Genomic DNA, 13,122 nt, shown 5'->3' on the forward strand with positions numbered 1-13,122 from the left:
ATATACGACGGCGGTGCCTCCCCTGCGCGGGAGGCGCCGCCGTCGGCATTCATCCATAGACTGGGATCCATGAACTCCGAAACCACAGTGACCATCCTGTGCGGCCTGGCGATTCTGGTCGGCGTGGCCGGCACTGTGATCCCCGTGCTCCCCGGCAGCATCCTGATCGGGGCCAGCCTGCTCGCATGGGCCATCTGGGGCGGTGCCGGCACGGCGGGCTGGGTGGTATTCGCCGTTGCCATGGTGTTCGTCGTGGCAGGCATGGCTGCCAGCGCCGTCCTCACGGGCCGGAAGCTGAAGGAACACGCCATTCCCAGCCGGAGCATCGTTGCCGCGCTGGTGGCCGGTGCGGTGGGAATGTTCATCATCCCCGTGGTGGGACTGTTCGTGGGCTTCGCCGCCGGCCTCCTGCTCAGCGAACTCCTCCGGACCCGGAATCCCGGACGTGCGGCGACCTCCAGTTGGGCCGCCCTGAAAGCCACCGGTCTGGGCATGCTCGCCGAGTTCGGCCTGGCCTGCCTGGCGGCCAGCACCTGGGTGATTGGCGTGTGGGTCGCGGCCGCCAACGGCTGAGGCGCTTGCGGCCCGGACACCCAAGGGCGTAGAACGGCAGCATGACGGAGCCTACTTCAGCACGCGAACACGTACAGGCCTGGATGGACAAGTACCAGGCGGCGTGGACCACCAACCGGCCAGAGGACATCCGCGCCCTCTTCACCGAAGACGCCGTGTACGAAACAAGGCCCCACGATCCTCATGCCTGGAAGGGGCAGGACGGCATCGTGGACGCCTGGCTCGCCGCCCGGGATGAGCCGGACGACTGGACGTTCAGCTGGGAGCTGGTGGGCACCGACGATGATATTGCCTTTGTCCAGGGTGTCACCACCTATTCGGGTGACCGCCCCACATACGACAACCTCTGGGTCATTCGGTTGGACCCGGGCGGCCGCGCCTCAGCCTTTACGGAATGGTTCATGGAGCGGGGCTGAGTCAGAGGCCCAGGCCTCCAAGCTTGTCCCCGAGACCGCCAGGAAGTTTTGCCAGCAGCTCAGCCGGGCTGATTCCCAGCCTGGACAGCAGGTCTGCGTGCTGGTCGGTGTCCACCTGGTCCGGCAGTTCCGACTCCGCCTGTGAAGCTTTGTCGTTGTCGCCCTGTTTCCGGAGGAGCTCGAGGATCTGGGACTTGTCGATCTGCATGACGTTCTCCTTCGTGAAGCGGAACTGCTAAGGGTGCTTACTACCTTTCCGGAAAACCGCGGCCGGGACAAGAGGCCGGAGCCAATGAGCCTGTGTCCACAGGAGCTGGCGGAGCTGTCCGTCCTGAAGGACGTGGCGGTTAGCATGGAAAGATGACCGCCGGGGACCCTGCACCGATCTACTGGGACAGCCGCGACCTCACGCCGTTCGGCGAGCCCCAGTTGCGCACACCAGTCCACGACCTTGCCGGGGGAGTAGGCGGCCTGCTGACCGGCGTCCTCGGCGGACGCCACCCGGCATTGCTCACCGTGGACGGGGAGATTCCGCGGCTCAAGCGGATGCTGCCCAAGCCGGCCAAGGCCGTGCACGAGGCAGTCTTCACCAGCCGCGAGCCCGAACGCCTGATCACACTGGCCCGCACCTACCCCGGCTGGGCCGGACTTTGCTACCTCATGTCCGGGCTGCTCGTGTACAAGCACGGCGGCTACCTGCGTGCCTCGGAACTGCTGCAGCGCGGCCTCACCACCAGGAACGACGAGGAAGCGAACCGCTACTCGTCCACGTACCTCACCAGGATCGTCACCCGGATCGAACTGGCAGAACGCGTGGAGATCCCCGTCCTGTTCAGTGAGGAGTCAGTGTTCCTGGCGCTCGCGCACTCGTTCCGCGAGACGGGCCGCACGGAGGCGGCGCTGGACGCCCTGGCCGGCCTGCCGCCGTCGCTCCCCATGGCTTTGGCGCGCTGCTCGCTGGCGCTGACCCTGGGGCGGAGCCGGACCGTGATCGACTGGACGGAAGGCCTGCTCAACGCTGACGATCTGTCCGCCGCGCTGTTGCTGGTGCGGGCGCGGGCCCTGCGGCGGGAGGGCCGGTTCGAGGCTGCGCACCAGGCGCTTGCCGAGGTTCTGCGCCGGCGCAAGACACACCTGACCCTGCGCAATGACGCCCTCACGGACCGGGCGCTGCTGGTACTTGACTCCAGCAGGCGCTCACTCAACCCCCGCGACTGGGGGCGGCGCCGCGAAGACCCCGTGCCGCAGAAGGAGATCGCCGCGCCGGTGCCCATCCGCAAGGACGAGGAGATGCGCCGGATCTGGGAACAGGACTGGAAGAAACTCAGCGACGAGTAAAAGCCGCTACGCCGCGGCGAGGGCCGGCAGCAGCTGTTCGCCGAGCAGCACCGCGCCCAGCAGCACCATGATCACGCCGCTGGCGAGGGTCACCAGGCGGGCGGCTCCCGGGCGGCTTTGCAGCAGGGTGCGGGAGAGCAGGGCGACGGCGGTGTACACAAGCCCCGCAAGCAGCACAAACGTCATCCCGAGCAGGCCCGACTGCACCGGCACGGGAAGGGACGCGTCGGCGCTCACGAACTGGGGGACCAGCGCCACATAGAAGAGCAGGCCCTTGGGGTTGATCCCGCTGGTTCCCATACCCTGCAGGAATGTCCGGAGCGGGCTGGTGCCGTCGCTGCCTGTTAGCCCGGCGCCGGCCGTAAAGCTGGCCCCGCGCCAGGAGCGGAGCGTGCTGATACCGAGCCACACCAGGTAGGCCGCGCCGGCCAGCGTGATCCAGCCCAGAACCCCGGGCAGCCCCGTGAGCAGGGCGGCCAGCCCCGCCACCAGCAGGACCGTGTGCAGGACATAGCCGCCGCAGAGCCCCGCGACTGCCGGGACAAAACTCCGCTGCCTGAGCCCGGCCGCAATGGAGTATGCCCAGTCCACGCCGGGGGTGCACGCCAGGGCGGCGGCCACCAGCACAAAGGCCAAAAACAGCTCGGGGTTCATTCTTTCTCCTGCCACACGGTGCGTCAGGACAAACCCTAGATAGTTTCGGCGCAGAAGTGCTCTCCTTTTTCGCTGCGGAGCAAGCCTGCGCGGTAAGGTTCTTGCGTGATTGACCACATTGACAGAAATATCTTGCGCCACCTCAAGGACGACGGTCGGATGACCGCCACGGCACTCGCCGCGAAGGTGGGTTTGACCGTGGCCCCTTGCCACCGGCGGCTGCGCGACCTGGAGCAATCGGGCGTGATCCGCGGATACCGGGCGGACATAGATCCCTCCGCCGTGGGGCTGGGCTTCGAGGCAATCGTGTTTGTCACCCTGCGCCAGGTGGACCGGGCCACCATGGAGGTCTTCGAAAACCGGGTGGCGGAGAATCCGAACGTGGTGGAGGCGCAGCGGCTCTTCGGCTCACCGGATTACCTGCTGAAGGTCATTGCGGAAGACCTGCCCGCCTACCAGCGCTTCTACGACGCCGAGCTCACGTCGCTGCCCGGCGTGGAACGGCTGACGTCCACCCTGGTGATGAAGAACCTGAAGTCCAACGCCGGCCCGCCGGTGTAGGGCGTTTCCTAGCTGACCGGCCTGACGTGGACGATGATCACCTGGGTGTCCTTACCGCCGTCGTACCGCAGGTCGTAGTTGATATCGAGCCCTGTTGACCTGCCGGAGGTGATGGAGAAGTCGCTTTTGGAGCCCGGGTTCGCCTGGGTGCTGCTGATCCAGTCCTCGGCCGAGTCCGCAGAAATGCCGTACCGGTCAACGCCGTCCCGAATGAGCTCGAAGTACTCTTCGGGCGTGTCCGCCGTAAGGAAGTATGTGACTTCGCTGAAATCGCTGCGCTTGTCCGTGGTGTTGAAGCGGATGCGGTCCGTCTCGCCGCTGATCTCGCCGGTTGGTGCGGTGATGGTCAAGCTGATTTTGCCCGAGTCCCGGGTGTTGATTTCGGGCCCGTAGCTGTCCTGCGTCACGCGGACGGCTTCCTTGCTGAGCCGTCCCGACGTCATGTCCAGCTTCGCCGCCTTGGAATCGCGGATCGCCGCCACGCCGGCCGCGTCCAGCGTGGAGTATTCGGAGGTGTTCACGGTGCTCCCTTGAGTGGTTGGTTCGGTGGCCGGGCTGCTGTTCTGGCATCCAGCCAAAGCGCAGCCTGCGGCCAGGGTAATGAGGACGACGGCGGCCTGCCGCCTGAGGCGGGCGGCAGCACTGTCCGGGAATGGGGTCACTGGTGCACCTTTGCGTCGAAGCCGTCCAGGAAGCGGTCCATGATGCCGGGGATGCTGTTGGTGGGCCGGTACTGTTCCACCCTGCCATCAAAATCCGAGGCGATAATTTGCTGTGCGCGGCCAGGATCGGTGGCCACCAGGTCCTGGTAAGCCGGCAGGGTGTCCTGCTGGATGAGTGCCCAGCGCTGGTCCGCATCGGAGATATTGCCGGCGGGGAAGCCCGTGGTGAAATCGGTACGGAACTGCGCGGGGTTGTCCCAGTTGGTGAAGGGCACGTTTTCCGGCCCCGGACTTTCCACGCTGAAGGTGAAGGGGAATACCTCCGCATAGCTCTTCGCGCCGGGAATCGAGGGCTCGCCGGCCAGTGTCACCATGTAGGTCACCGCCTCACCGCCGGGGTGGTTGCGCATGGCGTCGTAGTCGTCGGCGATGATCTCGTTCTGCTCCCGGTAAAGCAGGGCTGTGTTGCCTTCCCGGACAAGCTCCGGGTCGCCCGAATCGATCTTTGCCCACTCTTCGGCGGTACCGGGATCTATGGCGCCGGAGTCACGCAACCTGTTGATCTCGTCCAGGCCCCCGTCCATGTACGCCTGGTGCTGGCGGGCCTGGTCCAGGAAAATCTCCTTGTTCATGTCCAGCATGCTGGTTTCGTAGAAGCGGATTTCCTGGTCCGTCATCCCTGCAAGCTGTTCGATCTGGTCCAGGACGGGGAGTGGGATGTCCGACGCAGGGTTGTCAGCGATCTGCTGGGCGAGGTCCCGGAGCATGGCCATATCCCTGAAGCCGCCGGCGAAGGATGGCCCAATCATGTTCGCCATGCCGGCCCACTGCAGGTCCGGGTTGGCAAGGTAGGCCTGGCCGTAGAAGTCGTAGACCTTCTTGATGGTTTCCCAGTTGTATTCGGTGCCCTTTGACGTGTCCCAGTCCTGCAGGTCAATGCCCATGTCCAGCATGGCCTGCTGGTTCCAGTAGGAACTGAGGAAGTCCCTGTATGCCTTGGAGTTCGTGGTGATCAGGCCCGAATCTGCCGCAGCGTCCAAGGCAGCTTTGGCGGCGTCCGGGTTTGCCAGGGCCCACTGTTTGAATTCGTCGCTCTGGAGGTACTCGCGGCGCTCCTCCGGCGTCATGGCGTTCAAGGTGTCCGTCAGGTCCTGGGCTGTACCGGTGCCGCCGCCAGTGCCGCCGCCTGTGCCGCCGGAACTGCCGGAGCCGCCGCTGGTGCTGGCCTTTTCCTGCTCGTCGGCGTTGGCGAGCAGCGCTTTCGATGCCGATTCCAGCCCTGCCGTTGCGGACCGGAGCAGCTTCTGGTGGGCCGAGGTCCATTCGCTGCGGAAGCGGTCGCCGTCCTGCCCTCTCCACGCCGTGGAGGTTATGCTGCTGCCGAGTTGCTGGCTTAGGGCGTCCAGCCTGTTGGCGCCGCCGGCAAGGTCCTTGGCCAGCTGCCGGAGCTGCGCCACATCAGCGCCGTAAAAATTCCCCGCCATATTTCCCCCCGTTTGGACTCCCGTGCCAGCCTAACCGCCGCCCGCTCAAGTGGCGATGGGGAGAGCTCCCCGCCCGTGTCTAGTCCGCCAGCAGGCCGGTAGTCCGGTAGGGGATGACTTCGCGGAGGAACATGCTGGTGGAAGTCCGGACGATGCCGGGGCACAGCCTGATTTCCTCGGAAACCCGGTAAAGGTCATCCGGGCTGGTGGCCACCACGCGGATCAGCAGGTCGGTGTCGCCTGCCGGCGCATGGCATTCGAGGACTTCGGGAATCTTCCGTAGGGCAGCGATGGCCTCGTTGAGGTGGCTTTGGTCCAGCTCCGCGCTGACCGCGGCTGCCACGCCCCTTCCCAGGGCTGCCGGAAGCACCCTGCTGCTGTTGGGCCGCAGGGCTCCCGAGGCGGTCATCCGCTCCAGCCTGCTCTGGACAGTGCCCCTCGCCAGGCCCAGTCGCTGTGCCAGCACCATGATGGGAACGCGGGGGTCTTCGTCCAGGGCGTTGAGGATCCGCTTGTCCGTAGCATCCAGTTCCTGCAATCTGATCATTTCCTGTCGGTGGGAACCTCGGAGGTTAGTCAGACTGATCAATCGAAGTTCTGGTGGTTGCCCCAACTGTAGGGTGTCTGCTCAAATTGTGGCAACAAGGGCAAAAGCTACCGCTGATTCCCGCAGGCTACAGGTTCTCCGGTACACCACCCGGCAACTGCACACCGCTTCCCGCAAGGAGGCCGCCGCTGATTGACGCTTGTTCACACCATGGTCATTGAAGCAACCACGGCAAGAGCCCCTGAGTTACCGACGCCGGTTTACCCGATGTCATCGGTAGCTGAGGGGCTCTTGTGTTTGTCCGCGCACGCAGGGAGCCGGCCCCGCCTGCCGCCCGCATAGGGTGGATCCATGACCTCTGCCGGCCGTTTTGCGCCCAGCCCCTCCGGTGAACTCCACGTAGGAAATCTTCGGACCGCCATCCTCGCATGGCTGTTTGCGCGCTCATCCGGCCGGACCTTCCTGCTCCGCGTGGAGGACCTGGACCGGGCACGGTCCGGTGCGGAAGCGGAGCAGTTGCGGGACCTGGCGGCCATCGGCGTGACGTGGGACGGCGATGTGGTGCGCCAGACTGCCCGGGGGGCCCTTTACACTGCGGCAATTTCCCGGCTCCAGGCCGCGGGCCTCACCTACGAATGCTTTTGCACGCGGCGCGAAATCCAGGAGGCACCTTCTGCGCCGCATGCCCCGCAGGGTGCCTACCCTGGGACCTGCCGGAACCTGGACCCGGCCGAGCTGGAGTTCAAGCGCTCCACCCGGCCCGCTGCCGTGCGGCTCCGGGCCGGTGTTGCGGAGTATCGCGTTCACGATGTGCTCCATGGAGCCTATGCGGGGGTGGTGGATGACTTTGTGCTCCGCCGGAACGACGGCGTCTATGCCTACAACCTGGCGGTGGTGGTGGATGACGCCGAGCAGGGCATTGACCAGGTGGTCCGCGGCGATGACTTGCTCCCGTCCACCCCCAGGCAGGCCTACCTCGCCTCGCTCCTGAATATTCCTGTACCGGAATATGCCCATGTTCCGCTCGTGGTGAATTCCGACGGCGTCCGGTTGGCTAAGCGGGATGGTGCGGTCACGCTGCGTGACCTTGCCTTGGCGGGCATTCCCTCCGATGCGGTGCGGGACCGGCTTCTGGCGTCGCTGGGGCTTCCGGCCGGGAGGCTTGAGCGTGCGGTGGACGCCTTCGACCCGGCCGCCCTTCCCCGGGAGCCCTGGGTGTGGACGGGCATGGGTTCACCGGGTTCCAGCTGATGGGAGCCTTAGCCCGCTACGTCAACTTCGGTTGACGAAGGCAGGAGCGTCAACTAATGTTGACGGCATGGAGGTGGAGCGGATGAAAACGCTGGTGGGATCAATGGACGGCATGGGGCCTGCGGAGGCACTGCACGCTGTCGCGGAATTGCAGAAGGAAGTCAGCCGCACTGAGTCCGCGCTCGTCCGCGGCGCACGGCAGGCGGGACTGTCCTGGGAGGCCATTGCGCTGTGCCTGGGTGTCAGCAAACAGGCGGTGCACCGGAAGTACGGCAAACAGTAGCCACCTGACCCGCCTAGGCTTGGGACATGTCAGAAGAGCAAATGCCGGACCAGAGTCCTGCGCCCAGATTCACCGTTGAGACTGCCAAGGTACTGGCCGAGGTGGCCCACAACCGGCAGAAGGACAAACTGAAGCGCCCGTACAAGGACCACGTCCTGGCAGTCGGTGACGCGCTCGCCGACTTCGACGACGACATCCGGATTGCCGGGTACCTGCACGACATCGCCGAGGACACGCCGATAACACGGCAGGCACTGCTGGACATGGGTGTGTCCGAGCGGGCCGTGGAAATTATCGAACGCGTTACCAACCGGCTGCACGAGAACCCGGACGACTACCAGTCCGGAATCCGCGAGATTGCCGAGGACCACGACGCAGCCCTGGTCAAGATCGCGGACAACGCCCACAACTCACTGCCGGAACGGGTCAGGGCACTGGCGGAGAAGTGGCCGGACAAGCCCCCCGTCACCAAATACCGCGATGCCCGGCCGGTGCTTTACGCGGCAGTCGAGGTGGAAGAGGTTCGAAAAATCCTCGCCCGGGTGAATCCCTGGCTGCTGGAAGAACTGGACGAACGGCTGGATGAGGAAGACACCACCGACTACGAGAACCTGTCCTACGAGGGAACGGACGCCGATGGTGCGGCCGGGCCTGACGCTAGGACTGCTGAGGAGCGGTAGTTTCCGCTTCCAGCTTCTCGAGGGCATGGTGGAGCCGCTCCGATCCGCGGCGCTCATCGATAACAATGGAAGCGCCGAGTGCCAGCACGATCACCAGCAGGCACACCGGGACGGAGACGCCCGCCGCGGCCAGGCCCACTGAGGCGCCCAGCGCCAGCAGCACCCCTACTGCGACGGTGATGACAGTCCGGTCCGGACCAAGCATGACGCTGTACAGCCACGTCAGTGAGGCCTTGAACAGCGCCACCGGAACCGCAATGGCGGCCACCGCCGCTGCTGCGCTGATGTGCGCCTCGTGGTCAATGTAATAGGCGGCCACATGCAGTCCGGCGCCGGTAGCAGCGATCGCGGCGAAGATCGGAATATGGCCGTAGCCGAAGAGGAAGGACCGGTACCGGCGCAGGTGGAGTGCGCGGCCGGCAGGCAGCAGGAAGTAGATCCACCACATGCCGAAGGCCAGCGCCGTCCCGCCGAAGCCCACGAGCGCTGCATCCACGCTCCAGCCGTGGCTGGCCACGATGGCCCGCAGCGTTTCAATGGCACCGATGAGGCACTCGCCCAGAGCGATGATCGCCAGGAGTCCGTACCGCTCGGCAATGTGATGGGCGTGCCACGGGGTCCGCGCCTTGCGCTCTGCCGCATACGGGGTGGCCATCTCCAGCGCAATCAAGGGGACGATCATGAAGAGAGTGGTCGGAACGTCGGCCTCGATGAAGAGCACCGCGATCCAGCCGAGCTGGACCACCACGAGGTACTTGGCGTAGCGCAGGCACGTGTCGCGGCCGGCCGGGTCCTGCCGTGCTGCCCGCAGCCACTGGGCCACGAGCGCCAGCCGCATGATCACGTAGCCGCCCACAATGACCGCGTTGTCTACGTGCTTGCCCTCCACCAATGAGCGGAACATCGGCTCAATCCCCATGGCGAGGATCAGGACACCCACGATCTGGATCATGGTGACCACCCTGAAGATCCAGTCGTCGGTGTCGTAGGCGCTGGCGAACCAGGTGAAGTTGATCCATGCCCAGATCACGGCGAACATTGCGAAGGAGAACCCCAGCAGGCCCGGGATGAAGTGTGCTTCCGCAATTTCGTGGGCAAACTGGCTGCCGGCCACACCAAACGCGATCACAAAGGTCAGGTCGAAAAAGAGCTCAAGCGGTGTGGCAGCCCGGTGTTTCTCGTGCGGGTCGCGTCCGCCCATGCGCGCCATGGCGTGCCGGAGGGGGTTGGAGGACATAAGTAAAAGCTACACGCGGCCCAGCGCGTCGATGTCCTCGAGGAAGTCCTGGTGGACTTCCGCGCTGACGGTGGTCCGGGTTTCGGCGATGGCATCAAGGTAATCCTGGGTGGAGGGCCCCTTCCGCACCGCCTCCCGGACGGACACCGTCCCGCCGGAAGCCAGCCCGCCGTCGTCGTACACTGCTTTTTCCAGCGCGCGCTGGGAAGCGCTCCTCGCCGCGTACTCAATGTCCGCGGGGGAGAATCCCTCGGTGCGTTCCACGAGCAGCTCCACATCCACCGCGTCCACCACAGGCGCGGGGATGAAGCGCTGCCACATGGCTTCGCGGGCCTGCCGGTCAGGCAAGCCGATGGGGATGACGTAGTCGAAGCGGCCGTGGCGCAGGAAGGCGGTGTCCAGGGCGCGGATGAAGTTGGTGGCGCAGACCAGCAGGCGGCCGGGCTGTTCGCGGAAGGCCGGGATGATCTTGAGCAGTTCGTTGGTGACGCCCTGCAGCGGCGAGGGCGGTTCACCGGAGCGCTGGGACGCGATCTCCTCCACCTCGTCGATGAACACCACAGCGTGCTCCAGCTCGGCAATTTCCAGGAACGTTTCGCGCAGCGCTCCCGCCAGGCCCTGCGGATCTGCCGCGAGCCGGGAGGGGAAGACCTCGACGAAGGGCCATTCCAGGCGGGAGGCGATGGCTTTGGCGAAGGTGGTCTTCCCGGTGCCGGGCGGGCCGAAGAGGACCACGGCGCGCGGCGGAACCACGCCGAATTCGTCGGCGAGGTCGGCCTCGGCAAGGGGCAGGACCAGGCGCCGTTCGAGCAGTTCCTTTTCTTTGCGCATGCCCGCCACGTTTTCCCACAGGTCGCGGGCCAGGACGCGTCCCCCGAGCTGGCCGAGCGCGCCGAGTTCCTGGCGCTGGACGGGGATGGTGCGTTCGAAGTAGCGCAGGTTTTTCTTGAGTGCGAAGCCGCGGCCCAGGAATGCCTCCACCCGGGTCTCGGATTCGGGCATCAGTGCCGAGAGTTTGTTCAGCCCATGCGGGGCCATCCGGTTTTCGACGGCGGCCAGCAGTGAGGTGCCGATGCCGCGGCCACGGTATTCAGGCAGGGTGGCGAGGAAGACGATCCAGCCCTGGTCGTGTGCGGCGCGTCCGACGGCGGCACCCACCACCTGGTCGCCCTGGACGGCCACTACGGCGTGGTCCTTTTCGCAGGATGCCAGGACCTCGGAGAGGGCGTAGACCGGCTCCACGTTGTGGGACTTGAGGGTTTCCCAGAGATGCAGGATCCCGTCCAGGTCTGATGAGTGGAAGTCCCTGATCCGCCAGTTGGTCATGCCGTCTCCCGGTCTGTTCGTCGTTGAACGCACGTGCCGCGCGCCGCGGTGATTGAGCTGCACAGGAAGCATATGCGATCCATCCCCGCAGGGACGTTGCCGGCCGGTTGCATGACGCTTTTGGGGTACCCCGTTGGGTAGCTCATTCCGTTGAGGGTCCCCTGCCCGAGGAGTAGCGTGACTGACATCACTCAAAACCCGTTCAGGAGCCATCATGCCAATTCTGGGACGCCGGTTAGCCGCAATAACGGCTGCGCTGGCAATGAGCGTAACCACCGGAGCGTTAGTAAGTCCTGCTTCTGCCCACTCCGGGTCCAGCGATGAGACCAAAAAAGAGCCTACTGCCACAGGCTACGGGGGCGCCGTCAGCACTGTTGACGTGGACGCCTCTGCCGCGGCCATCGAAGTCCTCCGCAAAGGCGGCAACGCCGTCGACGCCGCCGTCGCTGCGGCTGCAACTCTCGGAGTGACGGAGCCCTACTCTGCCGGTATCGGCGGGGGCGGCTACTTTGTCTACTACGACGCGAAGAGCAAGAAAGTCCACACCATCGACGGTCGGGAGACTGCACCGGCGGCTATGCCAACGGATGCGTTCGTTGACCCCAACAGTCCGACTGGCGCGCCGTATAACTTCACACCTGAATTGGTGACCAGCGGTGTTTCTGTAGGTGTTCCGGGCACTCCGGCCACATGGGAACGGGCGCTTCATCGCTGGGGGAGCATGAGCCTCGCGGAAACTTTGGAACCGGCCATCGAGGTGGCAACCGACGGTTTCGAGGTTGACGAAACGTTCAGGCAGCAGACTGAGGACAACCAGGTGCGCTTCGAAGCCTTCCCCTCCACCAGGGAGCTCTTCCTGCCCGGTGGAAAGCTGCCCAAAGTAGGCTCAGTCTTCAAGAACCACGACCTCGCTGATACATATCGTCTCCTGGCCAGCAAGGGCACAGAGGCCTTCTACGAGGGTCCGCTTGCAGAGGACATCGTGGAGGCAGTACAAAACCCGCCAAAATCCGCCGACACGGAATTGCCCGTGCCCGCCGGGTTCATGACCACCAAGGATCTTGCGAAGTACCGTGCGCTGGACCAGGATCCGACCCACGTGAACTACCGGGGCTACGACGTTTATAGCATGGCCCCCTCAAGCAGCGGCGGTACCACCGTAGGCGAGGCCCTGAACATTCTGGAGACGTTTGACCTGCCCGCACTTGCAGAGAATGACGAGGCCGCCGTCCTGCACCACTACCTGGAAGCAACCGCCCTGGCGTTTGCCGACCGGAACAAGTATGTGGGTGACCCCGCCTTCGTTGACGTTCCAGTGAAACAACTGCTGGACCCGGTGTTCGGCAAGGAACGTGCCTGCGAGATCGATCCGCTGCATGCGGCGGAGAAGCCCGTTCCGGCAGGTGACGTGGCGGACTACAACGGCGCCTGCGACATCGAGCCCGCTGCGCTCGGGGACGAGAAGGACACTGAAAACATCAACACCACAAACCTCACCGTCTCCGACAAGTGGGGCAACGTGGTGGAGTACACCCTCACCATTGAGCAGACCGGCGGGTCCGGCATCACGGTTCCAGGCCGGGGCTTCATCCTGAATAACGAGCTGACCGACTTCAACAACGTCTACAACCCGACAGAGGCGAACCGGATCGAGCCCGGCAAGCGTCCCCGCTCGTCAATGTCGCCCACCATCGTGCTGAAGGACTGTGAGCCCTTCCTTGCACTCGGTTCGCCAGGCGGTGCATCCATCATCACCACGGTGCTGCAAACGCTCGTCAACCGAATCGATCTCACGATGAAGATCGAAGACGCCCTGGCCGCTCCCCGCGCGTCGCAGCGGAACGCCGCTAATGTTTCCGCTGAGCAAGCCTTCATCGATTCTGATAACGGCAAGGCTCTTGCATCTAAGTACGGCCACAAGTTTGCCGCGGCAGGTGACCCGGGTACATCGGCGGCCGACATAGGCGCGGCCACAGCCATCGAGTTCCTCGATGACAACAAGGTCAGGGCGGTAGCCGAACCCGTCCGGCGTGGCGGCGGCTCGGCGATGGTCGTCAACCCGTCACGCTAAAACCGGGGTTGAACGACAACTAACGACGGCGGCACCCCG

General features: G+C 65.0%; 15 protein-coding genes. 8 read left to right on the top strand and 7 right to left on the bottom strand.

Going from position 1 to position 13,122, the window contains the following annotated elements; genetic code table 11:
• Positions 1 to 69 precede the first annotated feature (69 nt).
• Positions 70 to 573 (top strand): DUF456 domain-containing protein, encoded by a 504-nt coding sequence (locus FNL14_RS10250; RefSeq protein ID WP_142059758.1) that lies wholly within the window; start codon positions 70 to 72, stop codon positions 571 to 573.
• Between the two features lie 41 nt (positions 574 to 614).
• Positions 615 to 989 (top strand): nuclear transport factor 2 family protein, encoded by a 375-nt coding sequence (locus FNL14_RS10255; protein WP_142059760.1) that lies wholly within the window; start codon positions 615 to 617, stop codon positions 987 to 989.
• A 1-nt stretch (position 990) separates the two neighbouring features.
• Here the strand turns inward: FNL14_RS10255 and FNL14_RS10260 are convergent, their stop codons facing one another.
• On the bottom strand, positions 991 to 1,197 hold the full coding sequence (locus tag FNL14_RS10260) for a hypothetical protein (protein WP_091419595.1): 207 nt from the start codon (positions 1,195 to 1,197) through the stop codon (positions 991 to 993).
• Positions 1,198 to 1,349: 152 nt separating this feature from the next.
• Here FNL14_RS10260 and FNL14_RS10265 point away from each other — a divergent pair, with 152 nt between their 5' ends.
• Positions 1,350 to 2,327 carry a hypothetical protein gene (locus FNL14_RS10265; protein ID WP_142059762.1) on the top strand — a complete coding sequence of 326 codons (978 nt, stop codon included), beginning with the start codon at positions 1,350 to 1,352 and terminating at the stop codon, positions 2,325 to 2,327.
• A 6-nt stretch (positions 2,328 to 2,333) separates the two neighbouring features.
• Here the strand turns inward: FNL14_RS10265 and FNL14_RS10270 are convergent, their stop codons facing one another.
• Positions 2,334 to 2,981, bottom strand: coding sequence for a LysE family translocator (locus FNL14_RS10270; protein WP_142059764.1), 648 nt, complete (start codon positions 2,979 to 2,981; stop codon positions 2,334 to 2,336).
• Between the two features lie 105 nt (positions 2,982 to 3,086).
• Here FNL14_RS10270 and FNL14_RS10275 point away from each other — a divergent pair, with 105 nt between their 5' ends.
• A complete protein-coding gene (locus FNL14_RS10275) occupies positions 3,087 to 3,542 on the top strand; it encodes an Lrp/AsnC family transcriptional regulator (RefSeq protein ID WP_142059766.1) in 456 nt (151 codons plus the stop codon).
• A gap of 8 nt (positions 3,543 to 3,550) precedes the next feature.
• Here the strand turns inward: FNL14_RS10275 and FNL14_RS10280 are convergent, their stop codons facing one another.
• The 3 genes from FNL14_RS10280 to FNL14_RS10290 form a co-directional block, all read right to left on the bottom strand.
• Positions 3,551 to 4,204, bottom strand: a complete 654-nt coding sequence (locus tag FNL14_RS10280; protein ID WP_142059768.1) for a hypothetical protein — start codon at positions 4,202 to 4,204, stop codon at positions 3,551 to 3,553.
• On the bottom strand, positions 4,201 to 5,688 hold the full coding sequence (locus tag FNL14_RS10285) for a WXG100 family type VII secretion target (protein ID WP_142059770.1): 1,488 nt from the start codon (positions 5,686 to 5,688) through the stop codon (positions 4,201 to 4,203). Before FNL14_RS10285 ends, FNL14_RS10280 begins: the two co-directional genes overlap by 4 nt.
• 79 nt (positions 5,689 to 5,767) lie before the next feature.
• The gene (locus FNL14_RS10290; protein WP_091419606.1) at positions 5,768 to 6,235 is read right to left on the bottom strand and encodes an Lrp/AsnC family transcriptional regulator; all 468 of its coding nucleotides are present in this window, start codon (positions 6,233 to 6,235) and stop codon (positions 5,768 to 5,770) included.
• Positions 6,236 to 6,586: 351 nt separating this feature from the next.
• Between FNL14_RS10290 and gluQRS the strand changes: the two genes are divergently transcribed.
• From gluQRS to FNL14_RS10305, 3 genes are all read left to right on the top strand, one after another.
• Positions 6,587 to 7,486, top strand: coding sequence for a tRNA glutamyl-Q(34) synthetase GluQRS (gene gluQRS / locus FNL14_RS10295; RefSeq protein ID WP_142059772.1), 900 nt, complete (start codon positions 6,587 to 6,589; stop codon positions 7,484 to 7,486).
• Positions 7,487 to 7,568: 82 nt separating this feature from the next.
• Entirely contained in the window at positions 7,569 to 7,769 is a 201-nt protein-coding gene (locus tag FNL14_RS10300) for an AsnC family protein (protein ID WP_255470780.1), read from the top strand.
• Between the two features lie 26 nt (positions 7,770 to 7,795).
• Positions 7,796 to 8,449: an HD domain-containing protein gene (locus tag FNL14_RS10305; RefSeq protein WP_142059776.1), complete on the top strand. Its 654-nt coding sequence runs from the start codon at positions 7,796 to 7,798 to the stop codon at positions 8,447 to 8,449.
• Here FNL14_RS10305 and FNL14_RS10310 read toward each other — a convergent pair.
• Both FNL14_RS10310 and FNL14_RS10315 read right to left on the bottom strand, forming a co-directional pair.
• Positions 8,427 to 9,686, bottom strand: a complete 1,260-nt coding sequence (locus FNL14_RS10310) for a low temperature requirement protein A (RefSeq protein ID WP_142059778.1) — start codon at positions 9,684 to 9,686, stop codon at positions 8,427 to 8,429. The genes FNL14_RS10305 and FNL14_RS10310 overlap by 23 nt on opposite strands.
• Before the next feature lie 9 nt (positions 9,687 to 9,695).
• Positions 9,696 to 11,012 carry an ATP-binding protein gene (locus FNL14_RS10315; protein WP_050057264.1) on the bottom strand — a complete coding sequence of 439 codons (1,317 nt, stop codon included), beginning with the start codon at positions 11,010 to 11,012 and terminating at the stop codon, positions 9,696 to 9,698.
• Positions 11,013 to 11,226: 214 nt separating this feature from the next.
• On the opposite strand from FNL14_RS10315, the gene ggt reads away from it, so the two are divergent.
• On the top strand, positions 11,227 to 13,083 hold the full coding sequence (gene ggt / locus FNL14_RS10320; protein ID WP_142059780.1) for a gamma-glutamyltransferase: 1,857 nt from the start codon (positions 11,227 to 11,229) through the stop codon (positions 13,081 to 13,083).
• Positions 13,084 to 13,122 lie beyond the last annotated feature (39 nt).

This window comes from Pseudarthrobacter sp. B4EP4b, from assembly GCF_006680095.1.
Classification (GTDB): Bacteria; Actinomycetota; Actinomycetes; order Actinomycetales; family Micrococcaceae; genus Arthrobacter.